Here is a 15,773-nt window from a genome sequence, read left to right as displayed (position 1 = left end):
ACAGTATAATTCAATTATTTCATATTAGAATATTCAACACCTTTTATTAAAGCGTCTTTAAAAAATAAAAACAATATGAAAACAGGAATAATTGCCAATACTCCGCACACAAAAGCTATATCTAATTTAGTATCATTTATACGTGAAAGGAATATTGAAAGCGGATATTTCAAGTAATTTTTCAAAAAGGCCAACGGCTGTTCAATCATATTCCATGAATCTATAAAACATAATATAATTAAAGACGCTATTCCGGTTTTGGAACATGGTATAATTATCCTAATTAATATCTGAAAATGATTTGCTCCATCAATTTTCGCTGCCTCAATCATATCATTAGGAATAGCAGAAAACACCTGCGTCAGAAGAAATACGCCAAAGGTACTGAAAATGCCGGGAAGTATCAAAGAAAGATAAGATCCTATCAGTCCTATCTTATCAAACAATATGTAATTCGGAACTAACGTTACCTGAACAGGCAGCATCATCAAAATAACTACAAGATAAAATATTACATTTTTAAACGGAAAATTAAACTTGGCTAAACCGTACGCACTGAAACACGATATTATAACCTGACCGACTACGATTGTAACAGATATAAAAATTGAGATCCAGAATTTCATCAAATAAGATGGGTCAAGTAAAAAAACATCTGCATACCCCATTAAAGTTATTTGATTCGGAATAATATGAAAGTTGCTGTCCGTATTATCATTAGTGATCAAATTTCCGAAACTATTTAATATTTCCGACTTCCCCATTAAAGAACCGCAAATCATAAAAACGACCGGCATCAGTACTACAACCGATAACAAGCTCAAAATTATATAAGAAATAATTTTGCCATATGAAAACCTGAATCTTTTAACCATATTCAATATCTCCCAATCTTTTTTTGAACTTAAACAATAATAATATAATAATAAATATAATTATAAAAACAAGAATAGATCCTACAGATAATCGGGTATAATTCAGATTTTGAAAATTATTATTCATAAAATGCTGGATCATATAGATACTTTTATGAGGATAATCACCGCACAAAATATATGCCTCTTTAAAAGATTTAAAAGTATTTATAATTGATATTACCAAAATAAAAAACAAGTGCGGAGAAATCATTGGTAACGTTATGTTTATAAGCTTTTTGAGTCTGCTGGTAGAATCCAAATCTGCAACCTCATAATACGCTTTAGGTATAGAATTTAAGGCAGCCAGAAAAAGAATAATATTATATCCGCAGTTTTTCCAGACATATAAGATTACAAGGACTATAAAAGAAGCTGAAGAATTAAGCCAATCCTTAACAGGTAATCCCATTAAAGAAAGAACATCGTTAGCTAATCCCTTTTCAGCAAAGATCATCTGAAAAAATAATATGACTGAAGAAACCGGAAGTACCAACGGAAATACAAATACTGATCTGAAAAATTCAAATCCTTTTAATTTCTGATACAGCAGTGATGCGATTAAAAATGAAAAAACCATGATCAAAGGTACGGATACCAAAATAAATTTCAACGTATTCCACGCAGCTAATCTAAAGGTCTGGCTGGATATTATATCAACATAATTATCTATACCCACAAAATTCATACTGTTTATATTATCAGTCAATGATAATACTATACATATTATAAACGGTATTAAAAAGAATACAAGCATTCCGGAAACAGACGGTAAAGAAAATATAAATCCGGTAACTGCATCCTTTTTTGCTAATTTAGTTTTTTTATTACGAGCTGACATTAATTTATTCATTCATATACAACTCCAATCTTTCAAAGTCTGGAATACTTTATATAAAATACAAATAAATATACTGTTTTTTCAGCTGTAATTTTATTCATTTATATAAAGCTCTAATTTATTATATAAATTTTTCTGACATTCATCGTATGATTTTTCGCCTTTAAAATAAGGTTCCATTGCTTCCCATACGAAATTTATCAAATTATTGTTATACAATTCACATGCGTCTACATTACTGTAAATATCAATAAACTTATCCTTATCAGCATCAGAAAGGGCTGTTAATGTTACTCCGTGTTCAGTATCTTTTTGCCCTCCGAATTTTTTATTCCAACTGTCAATACCATTTTCCAAAGCTGATTTCAGTACGGGAATCTCTAAACATGCTTCGCTAAAAACAGCATTTTTATTCTGATAATCTTCAGATAAAAGAATCTTTATAAATGAATAAGCATTTGCCTGATTAGGACTGCCGCTTCTGATAGCAGCCATATACTTAGGCGTAGCCACATTTTTATCGCTTATTGACGGAAAACGGCTAAGCACCGGCGTTTTATCAGTCAACAAGGCTGAATAAACTTCTAAAGCCTTTGACACCCCACCTAATATACCGGATTCAAATAAGCAGCTGCCGCTGTTGATCATAACAGCACCGTCACCTTGATATGTTGAAAGTACTGATTCCTGCTCCCTGTTATCCATATTATAATATTTTTTATATAACTCCATGGTTTTCTTGAAGTCATCATTATCGATCAAAACTTTCTTTTTTTCATAATCTAAAAGATTCATGCCATTCCATGGAAAAAATGTTTCCAGCTTCATACCTTCCAAAGTAAAAAAAGTTTTATCCATATTGCTTTCATATTTATCTACATAATTAGTCATTATATTAGAAAAATCATCAAAACTTAAATTATCATCAACAGTAATATTTTCCGCCTCCAGCGCTTCCTGTGAGGTTAACAGAACACGCATACTATATGATATAGGAATAAAGTAGCGTTTGCCTTCAAAAACTCCGGAATCAAAAACTGTTTCATTGTATAGTCCTTTATCAAAAGACTCATCATTTTCCAGCAAAGGATTTAAATCCTGAAAACTTTCACTTTTCATCATACGATAAATATCATCATATTCTGAACTGTGCATGAGAATCAAATCAGGCCCCTTACCGGAAGATAATTCATTTTTTATTGTTTCCAGATAATTTGATTCAGCTTCCGGATCATTAGAAGTACCGAATTCTTTGTATTCTACTTCCACATTTGGATATAAATTCTTAAAACTGCTTAATGCCGCTTTTAAAGCCTTATCAACTACAGGTCCTGAATAAATCACCAATTTATCTGTCGGTTCCTGAATAGTGACCTTATCTTTACCGGAACAACCTGTTCCGGCTGCTGTTAACATAACGGCTGCTGACGCCAAAGCTGTAAATCGTCTGAACATAGTGTTAAACTTATTATTCATATAAGCTGACTCCTTTCATTTGTCAGATAATATTCAGATAAATTAAGTATTTAACCTTGGAAAAACCTACCAAAAGCATTATAATACATATATCTATCTCTTTATATTTTCACTTACTATATATATAACGATTCCAAATCGATAATTATTGCATTATTTTTGTAAATAAAATAAGAACTTTTTGTTAATTATTTATTAATTGATTATAAGAAGCAATCTTTTTACAGATTGCTTCTTATACTTTAATAGACGTCTAAATAATTACTTATAATTTACTTATGATTTACATCTGCTAACTGTGACGCTGTACTTTTGCTTACTGCTTTAGAAATTTTATTATTAATATTATTAGTACATGCACAAGTGCAATAGCAAGCATAAGCTTCTACGCTGTCTTTTCTGCTGTTATTAGCCTTAATCAGCTTTCTCATAGCATTTTCCTCCTAATAACATTTTTGAATAAAATAATTACTTAATTGCCTTTGAAGCGCTATTGCCTACTGCTTGAGTAACTTTGTTTGTACTGCCATAGCATGGACAAGTACAAGTGCAACCATAAGCTTCAATACTGTCTTTTCTGTTGGTATTAGTCTTAACTAGCTTTTTCATTGTATTTTCCTCCTAATGACATACTTTAATAACGAAATTACTTATTATTAGGTTTCTGTGCTCTTGTAGAACTATTGGATACTGCTTGAGTAACCTTGTTTGCACCTCCGGAACATGGACAACTGCAAGTACAACTGCAAGCATAAGCTTCTACACTGTCTTTTCTGCCGGTATTAGCCTTAACTAGCTTTTTCATAACATTTTCCCTCCTTTCTAAAAGTATTATTTTTTGGGCCCATATATGCAAAAATGAGAATATGTACTCATTTGAGCAGCAATTTAATTTAAGTGTTCTGAAACTATCTCAGATAAACCGTTAATTGTATACATAGACACATTATCTATGTCATCTTCACTAAAAACAATATCATATTTCTTTTCAAGTAAATAAATCAAATACACCAAATCTCTTGCTTTAAACTTTATAATTTTACCAAAAAAATTCTGATCCTTAATGTTTTTATTATTTTTATCAAGTTTCAAATCAAAATTATTTTCCAAAATTTCAAAGATCGACTGGCTGATCTGTTCTGTTTTCAACAAATTTTTTTCCTGTACCGGCATTTTTTCACCTCATATCATAATTTTTACATCATTTGAAAGCTTATCAAGTATCATATTATATAATTTATCCGCAGAATCCTTTTGATGTATATTAATAACAGGCAATCTGCTTTCACTGTATTTTTCTTCTATAGTTCTTTCAACCATTTCAAGCGGCAATTTATTGGTAAATATCAAACCTTTTTCTAATATTTCGTCCATATCAAAGAATAAATTGGACATATGATACACATCAACCTCACATGACAATCTGTATTTACACAAATTAAATACTTCCTCAAGAAATTCCGGAGAAGAACTTTCATAGAAAGTACACATTACCAGAAAGTCTACCAATACTGACTGAAATACCAAATACGGCAAAATCCCGAAATGATTCGTATGCTTTTCATTGAAAGATTGTATTGAGCCGGGTACTCCGATAATTATAACATCAGGCTTTTCATTTTCAGCTAAGTTTTTAATGTACCGATTAAACAACAGCGGTTTTTTATTTTCCGAAATTTCAGGATTCAGCATAAAATCCGGAAATGAATGAAATCCAAATAATTCACAATATTTTCTTGAACCTATCTGTGTAACCTTATAACCTTCCTTTAAAAACTTATCTCTTAAAACCATTGATGTTGTAAATTTATCGGTATTTTCCCACATTCCCGCTACTGCTATTATAGGTATATCGATCTGTTCAAGATATACCTCATCATTTTTTAAATATGGTTTATTATCATCAATTTTATTATTTTCATAAGCGTAATACAACACACATTTACCCGATTCGTTACATTCTGATTTCAACCTATGTAAATTATTATCGGTAAGCTTTGCAAAACACATTATTTTACTTATTTTAGGAATATAATTTACTATTTCATTTACAATAATATTTTCAACTTGTTCAGAAACGTCAAATTCAGGTACAAACAGTGAATCCACAGTTTGCTCAAATTCCTGCAATGACGATTTGATTTGATAATCTTTAGAATACAATTGTACTTTTTTATCGGTTAATCCCCAACCGGTTAATGAAGCTAATTCACAAATTCTATAATCAGAAGATATTAAATCACTATATTGTAAAAATACATTACAGTCATTATTAAACGGATATATACCAATTTTTTCGCATTTCATTTTATACTTTCCTCACACACTTTTTAATTCTTTTAATATCAAATAATTTTTAAATGTCTCCTCTGCATTGAAACGAACGTTTTTACAATTTGACAACTTCAGTTCCGCAGACAATTCACCGTTATTATCGCAATATTTTGCACATGTGGTGCAATGACGTATTGCAAAGCAATTACAGCACTGCTTTTCTGTTAAATCTGCAACATTAAGAATTTTTCTTGCATTTTCAAAGTCAAATCCATTTTTTAAATCGCCTATTTTCATCGCATCGGAAGTTTCGCTTACTCTTTCGCAAGGGAAAAAATTACCGTTTACATCGATAAACAATCTTCTTTGCCCCGGAATACAAGGTCCGCTATGGGACATAGTATCCAATAGAGTTTTTTGAGGCTGCATTGACATATTAAGTCTTGCTATATTTTGATGCAGATTATTGTAAGCTATCTTAGAAACCTTTTCCTTAGGGTATTTGCCTAATTCGGATAAATATGCTTTGAATTCATGTATATTTTGCTCAATATCGTAAACCTCATCAGAAATAACTTTTTCATATGAAAAGAAATCCTCAATTAAGGTTGAACGAATATTGGAATCTGAAAACAGTTCACTGTTATTAAACATTTCATGCAGATCGTTACATGAATACCTCGGATCAATAACAATATTAAATGAAATTTTATTAAAAAATTCCGGAAAATCTTCCTTTATCATTTGTATATTTTTAGCTATTACTGAAAATGTACCCATACCAGTTGCAGCAAATTTTCTTGATCTGTCATGTACTTCCGGAGGACCGTCCAGACTAATCATTACATTGAAATTATGCTCGTTAAAAAACTTCACATTTTCAGGTGTAAAAAGAGAACCATTTGTAGTCACAGTAAATGTCAGATTTTTTCCCTTGAATATTTTCTCTGAATATTCAACCATTGCTTTTATCAAATCATACTCTAAAAGAGGTTCTCCGCCGTAAAACCCAACACAAACGTCGTTCTGATTAGCAGAATGCTCCGCAAAGAAATCTACGGCGGCTTTTGCCGTCTCATAAGACATTGTATTAGAATTATGTTTTCTTTGAACATCAAATTCAGCAGTAGTATAAGGACAGTAAGAACACCTGAAATTACATTGCTGAGTTACCTGAAGCGTGACTTGTGCAACATTTTCATTCAACTGATATTCAAGCAAATCGCTCTGATAATGTTTCATTTTTTTGGGGTGTTTACTAGAAAGATATCCGTGAGACGTTAAAAAGTCCAGCTGCTTTTTAGCTGCACTGCTTATCGAAGCGTCGCTTGATTTTTTTAAATAATCATATAACTCTTCATTCACCTGGATAAGTTGATTTGTATTTACATCAAAAGCATATTTTGCAAGCGGTGTTTTCAACATATGAACAAACGGTTTATTTTCCATAATTCTACTTCTCCCTTTTTAATCATTCTAAAATTGATATTAGCTTTTTATACATATCATCTTTACAATCAATATATACAGTATCATTATTTATTAAAGATAATTCTTTCTTGTATTTATCCTGACATATAATAACGTCAAAGTCGTTAAATTTTTCAATCAGGTTCAAATTACTAAAACCTATTATAATTATATTACAGTTAAAAAAATTACTGCTTTTACATAAAAATTGCTTAATATTCAAATTGGGAATAACATTAAAACCAAGTAATTCTGCCTGAGACATTTCCAAAAATGATTCACAATAGTACCCGTCTGATTTAAAATTATAATTCAGTTTATAAATTATGTTAACCAGTTTCTGAATTGATTCACAATGAATGCCTACAACAGGTATATTTATCTTATTTTCTTTATTATCCGCCTTTAAAGATTCAAACATTTTATTTTTATATAACCATAAACGCTCCGCTTCACTTCTATTTTTTGAACTGTATTCAAAAAACGAATCGTTATGATAAACTGCTATTTTTCCATTATAATTATTCAAAAAATAAGAAATAATCTCCGATTTCTGATATTGTAATGACAAGAAACTTAAAATTATTTGATCATATCTGCTTAAATCAATTTCGTTCAGTTCACTTTTATAAGTTTCCGAATGCAGTATATACTGAGGATAATTTATTTGTGAAAAGGGCAAAAAATCCTCTTCATCTTTATCAGAAACAATATTTAATAAAACTCTGTCTGCGCAGGATAAAGGATCAAAATATACAGTATTTACCTTGCAATTTTTATTAACCGAATTCTTCATTAATAAATTGTAAACTTTTTCAAATGATGCCGATTCATTATTATTCAATATCGTAATTACTTTTGCAGTAATTATCGGAGCTGCATAACTGTTAGACCTCATGGTTACATTCAGTTCCTTACCGCTGCGTAAAATATGTGCGGATGCGGCGCTGAAATCTATATGATCCATTGGGTTTTCATTAAATATGTATTTATCGTCCTTTAACAAATAATTGTTTTTTACGCCTATTACATTATTCATATATGCAGGATATGTCACTGTTCCTTTGTTGCTGGATGCTGCAACTATTATAACACCCATGTCACATAAACGATTTACATATTTTTCAACATACTCAAAATCATCATATATAGAAGTACCTATACTTAAGTGTATTATCTTTACACCTAATTCTGCACATAACTCAAGAGCCTTTAAAAACTGATTTATATTTGCAAGTTTACTGTCATCGTCTAATATTTTTATACTGTACCAATCTACATTACTGATATCTGTAAATTTCTTTATGATTTTCATACAAGTTGTTGCATGATTATATTGTTTTGCAGCAGTAAAATCCTTTTTAATACTTAAATCTTTTTTTACTGTAAAAGATTGTATATTACTGAACTGAGAAACGTCGACGCCATCGTCGATAATAGCAGCTTTTATTCGGCTCATTCTCTTCATCCCACTTAATTCATTTTTTATACAGTTATCTCGCTGTACTTTTTTGCCTGCAAATTATACATTCGTGCATATTTTCCATTTAATTTCATTAATTCCTTATGATTCCCCTGTTCAATTATTTTTCCATCACCTATAACAAGAATATTATCTGCCGTTTTAACATTAGACAGTCTATGAGAAATCAATATCGCACCGCAATCCTTATAAAGCTCTTCAAACTTACGGAATAATTCATCTTCCGATTCAGCATCCAACGCTGACGAAGGCTCATCAAGAATATACATTTCCGCATTTTGAAAAAACATTCTGGAAAGCGCTATTTTTTGCCACTGTCCGCCAGACAATTCTTCCCCTTCTTCATACTGACGGGATAAATAAGTATTCAGCTTATCAGGAAATTTTTCAACAAATTCATATGCTCCGCTTTTATATAATGCATACTGAACTTTTTCCTCATTATGCGACTCATTATAATTTGATATTGAAACATCTTCACTTACAGTAAAAGCATAATTACAGTAATCCTGAAACATCGGACTAAAACATTTTCTTACGCTTTCAATGGTATATTCCCGAATATCTTTATCGTTAATTAAAATTACTCCTTCTTCAGGATCATAAAATCTAAGAAGTAATTTTATTATTGAAGATTTTCCGCTTCCGTTAACACCAACCAAAGCAATTTTCTGATCGCTTCTTATTTTAAAGCTTAAATTTTTCAGTACATATTTTGCTTTATTATTATATCTAAAACCAACATTTTTAAATTCTATAGTAAATAATGATTTTTCAAGTACTAATTTACCTTCATCTTTAACATTATTTTTAAAGTTCATAAACTTTACATAATTATTTATACGTATTTTGCCATCATATATTTGAGTATAATTATATATCACCATAAATATACCTGCTGTAACTTGTCCGATAATTCCCTGATAATAATTAAAATCTCCTATTGTACAATTACCTCTTATAACGGATACGCCAAGCAAAAATATACATACCACCATTATTATTTCGGGCAGCATATCAAAAACAATTAAAATTTTAGTATACCTTTTAGTTATTCGCTTTTTTGAATTAAACAAATGATTCCATGCATTCAAAACCTTTGAACTTAAAAACGGAAACAATCCATATATTCTGATATCCTTAGCATATTCCTTACTCAATGCCATATTAAAAGAGTAAAATATTTTTCGCTCGTCTTTCATATGCTCTCTTTGAAAGCTGTATACAGATTCCAATTGTTTATTTTTAAATATAACGCTTGGAATAACAGACAGTGTTAATAATATTGGAAGAATACCGTTCCACATTAATAGATTTACAAAAGCTATACAAAACTGAAAAAAATAACGAATAAAGGACAGAACCTGAAAAGCTGTTTGAATTATATAAGCGCTGTTATTACTTGCATCATTCATTTCATCATAAAACTCAGGTGAATCAAAGCAGTACAGATCGATTTCAGCCGCCTTTTTCATGATCTGATGTCTGGTTTTTATACTTATAATTTCATTATATAAGCCTTCCAAATAAAGCTTTACCGATTCAATGGTTTTATTTAATATATTTAGTGCAAGCATTAATAAACTTATAATTATCAAAGAGCGTATTACACCGTTAAAGTCATTGCTTCCCGCATACTCAACCAATAAATTGATCAAAATACTGGTAACATAAATAACCGCAAAAGGTACGACCACAATTAAAACATCAAGCAATACATATAAAATAAAAAATTTCGGCGAAGCTTCAACAGTTAATTTCAGACAAAAAAAGATTATTGACCAAAAGTCCTTTACCTTGCTCCATATTTTTAACATTTTATACCTATCCTTAAATCCTTTATATCAATTCATTAATAAAATACTTAAATTTACCTGTATTTTTATCCGGACAAATTTCATCAGAAAAAATAAAATTCCATTTCGCATTTTTAAGTTCTTCCTCTTGTATATTATCAAGAAAACATTCACTAATCGCATTTTTCCAGCCTGAATATGATGACTTAACTACCAAATTAACATTAAATTTATTAATATCAGTCTGTGTTATCTGAAACTGCTTGATCGCTGAGGACATATTTTCATTAGTATACTCAACAATATTAGCCAACACATAGCTATTCATTTTTTCACCGTTTTCCAAAAGCAAAAAATCACTGGATCTACCGGAATTAACCTTCAATATCGGTGCTTTATTTTTACATGAACAGTTATGATCAGTTATCAATATACCTCTGTCTCCCGTCTGATAACGAATAAAAGGCATAGCAAAATTCTTTAAAGAAGTAACATATATATCGCCCTCTTCATTTATCACAGGTTTTCCGTCTTTGAGTACTTCAACAATAACATTATTTTCAATAACATGCATATTGCGGCATTTGAATTCATATGCTATTTCATTCGCCTCGTTGCAGCCATACTGATTAGCCGTATAAACATCAAAGGTTTCTTCAATTTGCTTTTTATAATTATCGAATAAATATTCCCCGCTCATTTCTATGTACTTTAAATTTGATGGTACAGGTAAATTATGTTCTTTGACAATTTGCGACATTAAATAAGCAATACTGGGTTGAAGGAGCAGCCAGTCCGGATTAAATTCCAGTATATCACGGTAGTTATCCTCAATTTTTTTATATGTTAAACCGATTTTTGAAAATCCCATATATCTGCCGTTAAGAGCAACTTCCTTGGGAAGAAGAGGCTTTATTTTATTTCCCTCATATCTGGTAGAATAAAAGCTGCACCACTTCATTTTCGGATCAATACCATATAATCTGCTTCTCAGAGTCCATAAAGGCATTAAAGACTTAATATCATCCTTATAATCCCAATATATTTTCAGATATTTTCCGGTAGACCCTGATGTTCTTTTTATTACTACATTTTCATTTTTCGGGAACTTCTGATATTCATCTGAAATAAAATCAGTCATTTGTTCTTGTATCGTATCTTTTTTTAAAATAGGAATCTTAATCAGATCTTCTGAGCTTTGTATTAAAGAAGCGTCTATACCTATTTTATTAAATAATTCATGATAATATTTTACATGCCTATAAGCATATTCTATTAAAGTCGACAAATTCTGATTTTTCATAAACTTTACACTTCCTTATTAATTTTACTGCTGACACATTTCTTAAGATTCCCATAATTTGCGATTACCTCAGATACCAATTCATTTATTTCAAATTCTATTTTAAAATACTTTTCAATATCTGCTATCAAATTTACAATAGACAGTGAATCAAATCCCAAGTCTACAATTAAATCCGTATTGTCTTTAAAATTTTCATCATCAAGTGAAATATAAGTATTTTCTTTGATTATCTTTTTTAAATCTACTTCAAAATCATTTTTTTCAATCATACAAACTCCTCTTTTCTGAACCCTCTGTTAATTTTTCCATTACTTGTCTTTTCAATTTTATCCGCAACTATAAATTTTACAGGAATTTTTGAACTCGACAATTTATTGTAACAATAATTAATCAACTCTTGTTTTTTAAACTCAAAGCCATCGTTAATTACTATTATTGCTGCCGGAACTTCACCTAAAAGCTCATGAGGTTCTCCATAAACAAAAGATTCCTTTATTTGCGGACAACTATTAAGAACTCCTTCTATTTCCTCAGGATATATGTTCTCAGCATTGCGTATTATAATATTTTTTCTTCTTCCGACAATATATAAATTATTCTCCTCATCTATCCTGCCCAAGTCACCAGTATGCAGCCAACCATTAATCATAACCTTTTCAGTTTCATCAGTCCGCATATAGTAACCTTTCATAACATTAGGACCTTTTACTGTAATTTCCCCTATTTCTCCAATCCTGCAATCATTTTCATTTTTATCGACTATTCTAACTTTAACATTCGGAATACACTTTCCAACGCAAGTATCATTTATAACATCAGGCTGTTCAACATAATGTGAAATTCTTGTCGAAGCTTCAGTCAAACCGTACGTTCTGATAAATTTTACATTCGAAAAATATTTAACTAATTCATTGACTTTATTACCGGCTGCAAACGCACCGCCAAAACATACATATTTTAATGAAGATAAATCATATTTTTCTATTTTGCTTAAATTATTTAATACTTCTGAAAGCATTGATGGTATACATGAAAAATTAGTTATTTTATAATTTGCAATATTATAAAACAGATTTTCCGACGTAAAAATTGTATCCATAAATGTTACTGTTCCGCCTGCATACAAATGAGTCAGAAACTGTGATATGGTTGCAGATGCATAATACATTGGCAAAATTATTAATGTATTATTCTTTTGTGTTATATTCAAATCTTCCGATATCGAATGGATACAGCTTAACAAATTTTCATGTGTCAGCATCACACTTTTAGGAGAATCAAGCGATCCAGAGGTATGTAGTATCAATGCTACATCTTTTAATTCATTATTATATTCAATATGCCTCATATCAGTAACGTCATTAACAAATTTCACATCGCCGTCAGCATTTAGACATATTACTGTAATATCATTATCAATTAACTTAATAAGTCTATCATAAAACAAATCATTAGTAATAATAATCCTTATATCCAAGTATTTAATTATTCGTACGAATTCAGCTTTCTTTAAGTTTACATTTAATGGCATAATTACTTTATCTGCATGCGCTATTGAAAAGAATGAAACAGAAAAATCCAATGAACCTGAAATAAATACTCCTACAGGCTCAGGTATATTTTCCGTATGCTTATTAATTACATCAGATAATTTTTTGGATTTTTCCAGTAATTCTTTATATGTAGTTTTTTTACCACGATATAATAATGCTGTATCAAAATTATTGTGTTCTTCAATTATTTTAAATACATTCAATCTGCTCACCACCTGATAACAATTATATATTATTGTCTAATATAAAAATAATATATTTTATTATACAATAAACAATATTAAATGTCAATAATTTCCATAAAATGTTCATAAAATATTAATAAATTATTAGCTTTTTGTATATATTTTGATAAATTTATTTATAAATGTTATTAAATATTGTACAAACATTAAATCATTGCAGACATTGCAAACTTAAATAAGTTAATACCGAATTTCAAAAAGAATCAACCCCTCGTTATAGCCATGCGAAAATAGTTTTCGCATGGCTTCAACACCTTGTCAAGACTTTAAGGATGGAGATTTTCGTCAGAAAATACTATCCGTGTCTTGACAAGGTGTTATATCGTACAAACCCTTATGAATACATTATAGCAAGGTGGTGTTGATGATTGAAGTATCGTGAGTTTGTCTATGTCGGAGAGCCTGCTCCGCAAATTACCGAACATGAACACACAGCGTTTTATCTGCATTTTCAAAAGTCAATACTTGCTTCTCTGAAAAAAAGAGAGCTTTTGACACATTCGCAGTATGACCGCTGCATCGAGGAAATTGAAAAACAATTCAGTAAAAACAACCACAGCCAAGCCTAAACGCTTGGCTCTTTACATATGCCTATTGAAGCACTGATGCTCAATAAAGCATAATAAAGTACAATTTCAAAATTCGCAAATTGAGACTTACTTACAATAGGCAAAGCTTAATCGGAAAAGGAGATTTTCTTATGTCAACAAACAAATACGAAACTCTCAATCAAGAGAGAAAAATACAGAAAATGAAAAAGAAAGTTGCTGCCTACTGTCGTGTTTCCACGGACAATGAAGACCAAGCCAATTCTTTTGAAAGCCAACAGCGATATTTCCGTCAGTATATCGAACGTAATCCCGATTGGGAACTGTACGAGATTTTTGCCGATGAAGGTATATCTGGCACAAATACGAAAAAGCGAAAAGAATTTAACAGTATGATTGAGTGTGCAAAAAACGGTGATTTTGATTTGATTATTACAAAGGAAATTTCCCGTTTTGCGAGAAATACCCTTGACAGTATATTCTATACCCGTGACCTCAAAAAGCACGGTGTCGGCGTTATCTTTCTAAACGACAACATCAACACCTTGGACGGCGATGCGGAGCTTCGCCTTGCTATCATGTCCTCTATCGCACAGGAGGAAAGCCGCAAGACTTCCGAGCGTGTAAAATGGGGACAAAAACGCCAGATGGAGCAAGGCGTTGTGTTTGGACGCAGTATGCTCGGCTACGATGTAAAAGACGGGAAAATGACTATCAACGAGGAGGGAGCAAAAATCGTCCACCTTATCTTCCACAAGTTTGTGGACGAGGGAAAAGGTACTCATGTTATTGCCCGTGAGCTTCGGGAGGAAGGCATTGAGCCTATGCGTGTTAAGGAATGGCAAAACACCGTCATTCTCCGTATTATCCGAAATGAAAAATACTGCGGCGATTTAGTACAGAAGAAAACCTTTACGCCAGACTTCCTATCCCATGAAAAAAAGTACAACCGAGGGCAGGAGGAATTTGTCATTATCAAAGACCACCACGAGCCGATTATCTCCCGTGAGCTTTTCGATAAAGCAAACCGCATTTTAGATGCAAAATCACTTTCACAGGAGGGCAAGGCAAAACACAGCAACCGCTATCCGTTCTCTGGAAAAATCAAGTGCGGCTGCTGCGGTTCAAGCTATGTGGCAAGATATAAGACACGCAAAGACGGAAGCCGCTATAAGGCGTGGCGTTGTGGGGAAGCTGCCAAGTACGGCAGACCGCATATTGACAAGGCAGGAAACCAAGTGGGCTGTACGGGGCTTAGTATCCGTAATGAAGATGCGACTCATATCATGTATCTCGTCTGCAAACAGCTCACCATTGACCGCCAGAAAATAGCGGATAACTTGATTAAGATGATTCACAAGGTGATTTCAATGGATATGACAGGTGCAGATACAAATACTCTGGAAGATAAAATTGAAGCAGCACAGAAAAAACGTACTGATTTGATTGACCTTTATACAAGCGGTGATATTGACCGTAATGAATTTACGGCTCTTAGGGCAAAATACGATGCTGAAATCGACAGCTTGAAATCTATGGTGGAAAGCATAGAAAATCAGCAGATTGTAATTGCAAAGCAAAAGGAATTGATGGAAGATATAAAGAACGCTATTGACGAGCTGATTAACGGTATCCAGTACGAGGACGAATACTACACCCAGATACTCGACAAAATGGTAATTAACGATAAAAACCATATAGATGTTTATTTGAAAATGCTGCCTCATAAGTGGAGCTTTACGGTGGCAAAGGGCGTTACGGGGGCTTTAGAAACACTAAAAAAAGCTGAAGCCTCAGAAAACTCCATTTCTGAGGCTTCACTACCAATATCAGTCAGCAACCCTCTTACTTCTCCGTAAGGAGCAGC

Annotated in this window: 16 protein-coding genes; 2 read left to right on the top strand and 14 right to left on the bottom strand. The window is 31.6% G+C overall.

Features of this window, described 5'->3' with window-relative positions:
• Window positions 1-14: 14 nt before the first annotated feature.
• The 14 genes from OCV67_RS08575 to OCV67_RS08510 form a co-directional block, all read right to left on the bottom strand.
• Entirely contained in the window at window positions 15-875 is an 861-nt protein-coding gene (locus OCV67_RS08575) for a carbohydrate ABC transporter permease (protein ID WP_147643568.1), read from the bottom strand.
• On the bottom strand, window positions 868-1,767 hold the full coding sequence (locus tag OCV67_RS08570) for a carbohydrate ABC transporter permease (protein WP_147643567.1): 900 nt from the start codon (window positions 1,765-1,767) through the stop codon (window positions 868-870). The genes OCV67_RS08575 and OCV67_RS08570 overlap by 8 nt, the downstream gene beginning before the upstream one ends.
• 81 nt (window positions 1,768-1,848) lie before the next feature.
• Window positions 1,849-3,231, bottom strand: a complete 1,383-nt coding sequence (locus OCV67_RS08565; protein WP_147643566.1) for an ABC transporter substrate-binding protein — start codon at window positions 3,229-3,231, stop codon at window positions 1,849-1,851.
• A gap of 272 nt (window positions 3,232-3,503) precedes the next feature.
• Window positions 3,504-3,662 carry a CLI_3235 family bacteriocin precursor gene (locus OCV67_RS08560; protein WP_147643565.1) on the bottom strand — a complete coding sequence of 53 codons (159 nt, stop codon included), beginning with the start codon at window positions 3,660-3,662 and terminating at the stop codon, window positions 3,504-3,506.
• A gap of 37 nt (window positions 3,663-3,699) precedes the next feature.
• Window positions 3,700-3,840, bottom strand: coding sequence for a CLI_3235 family bacteriocin precursor (locus tag OCV67_RS08555; RefSeq protein WP_147643564.1), 141 nt, complete (start codon window positions 3,838-3,840; stop codon window positions 3,700-3,702).
• Between the two features lie 37 nt (window positions 3,841-3,877).
• The gene (locus tag OCV67_RS08550; RefSeq protein ID WP_147643563.1) at window positions 3,878-4,036 is read right to left on the bottom strand and encodes a CLI_3235 family bacteriocin precursor; all 159 of its coding nucleotides are present in this window, start codon (window positions 4,034-4,036) and stop codon (window positions 3,878-3,880) included.
• Window positions 4,037-4,119: 83 nt separating this feature from the next.
• Entirely contained in the window at window positions 4,120-4,404 is a 285-nt protein-coding gene (locus OCV67_RS08545) for a hypothetical protein (protein ID WP_147643562.1), read from the bottom strand.
• 9 nt (window positions 4,405-4,413) lie between these two features.
• Window positions 4,414-5,538, bottom strand: coding sequence for a TIGR04066 family peptide maturation system protein (locus OCV67_RS08540; RefSeq protein WP_147643561.1), 1,125 nt, complete (start codon window positions 5,536-5,538; stop codon window positions 4,414-4,416).
• Window positions 5,539-5,550: 12 nt separating this feature from the next.
• Complete coding sequence (gene ccpM, locus OCV67_RS08535; RefSeq protein WP_147643560.1) at window positions 5,551-6,954, bottom strand: Cys-rich peptide radical SAM maturase CcpM; 1,404 nt, start codon at window positions 6,952-6,954, stop codon at window positions 5,551-5,553.
• Between the two features lie 22 nt (window positions 6,955-6,976).
• The gene (locus OCV67_RS08530; RefSeq protein ID WP_178085060.1) at window positions 6,977-8,434 is read right to left on the bottom strand and encodes a S8 family serine peptidase; all 1,458 of its coding nucleotides are present in this window, start codon (window positions 8,432-8,434) and stop codon (window positions 6,977-6,979) included.
• A gap of 26 nt (window positions 8,435-8,460) precedes the next feature.
• The gene (locus OCV67_RS08525; RefSeq protein ID WP_147643558.1) at window positions 8,461-10,275 is read right to left on the bottom strand and encodes an ABC transporter ATP-binding protein; all 1,815 of its coding nucleotides are present in this window, start codon (window positions 10,273-10,275) and stop codon (window positions 8,461-8,463) included.
• Window positions 10,276-10,297: 22 nt separating this feature from the next.
• A complete protein-coding gene (locus OCV67_RS08520; protein ID WP_147643557.1) occupies window positions 10,298-11,557 on the bottom strand; it encodes an acyl-CoA synthetase family protein in 1,260 nt (419 codons plus the stop codon).
• A 5-nt stretch (window positions 11,558-11,562) separates the two neighbouring features.
• Window positions 11,563-11,829 carry an acyl carrier protein gene (locus OCV67_RS08515; protein WP_147643556.1) on the bottom strand — a complete coding sequence of 89 codons (267 nt, stop codon included), beginning with the start codon at window positions 11,827-11,829 and terminating at the stop codon, window positions 11,563-11,565.
• Window positions 11,826-13,316 carry a class I adenylate-forming enzyme family protein gene (locus OCV67_RS08510; protein WP_147643555.1) on the bottom strand — a complete coding sequence of 497 codons (1,491 nt, stop codon included), beginning with the start codon at window positions 13,314-13,316 and terminating at the stop codon, window positions 11,826-11,828. Before OCV67_RS08510 ends, OCV67_RS08515 begins: the two co-directional genes overlap by 4 nt.
• Window positions 13,317-13,726: 410 nt before the next feature.
• Between OCV67_RS08510 and OCV67_RS08505 the strand changes: the two genes are divergently transcribed.
• On the top strand, window positions 13,727-13,927 hold the full coding sequence (locus tag OCV67_RS08505; protein ID WP_147643554.1) for a hypothetical protein: 201 nt from the start codon (window positions 13,727-13,729) through the stop codon (window positions 13,925-13,927).
• 131 nt (window positions 13,928-14,058) lie between these two features.
• Entirely contained in the window at window positions 14,059-15,765 is a 1,707-nt protein-coding gene (locus OCV67_RS08500; RefSeq protein WP_147643553.1) for a recombinase family protein, read from the top strand.
• Window positions 15,766-15,773 lie beyond the last annotated feature (8 nt).

The organism is Porcipelethomonas ammoniilytica (assembly GCF_025567485.1).
In the GTDB taxonomy this organism is placed as follows: Bacteria; Bacillota; Clostridia; order Oscillospirales; family Ruminococcaceae; genus Porcipelethomonas; species Porcipelethomonas ammoniilytica.
Note: the sequence above shows the minus strand (reverse complement) of the source record. Positions and strands in the feature narration are given on the sequence as shown.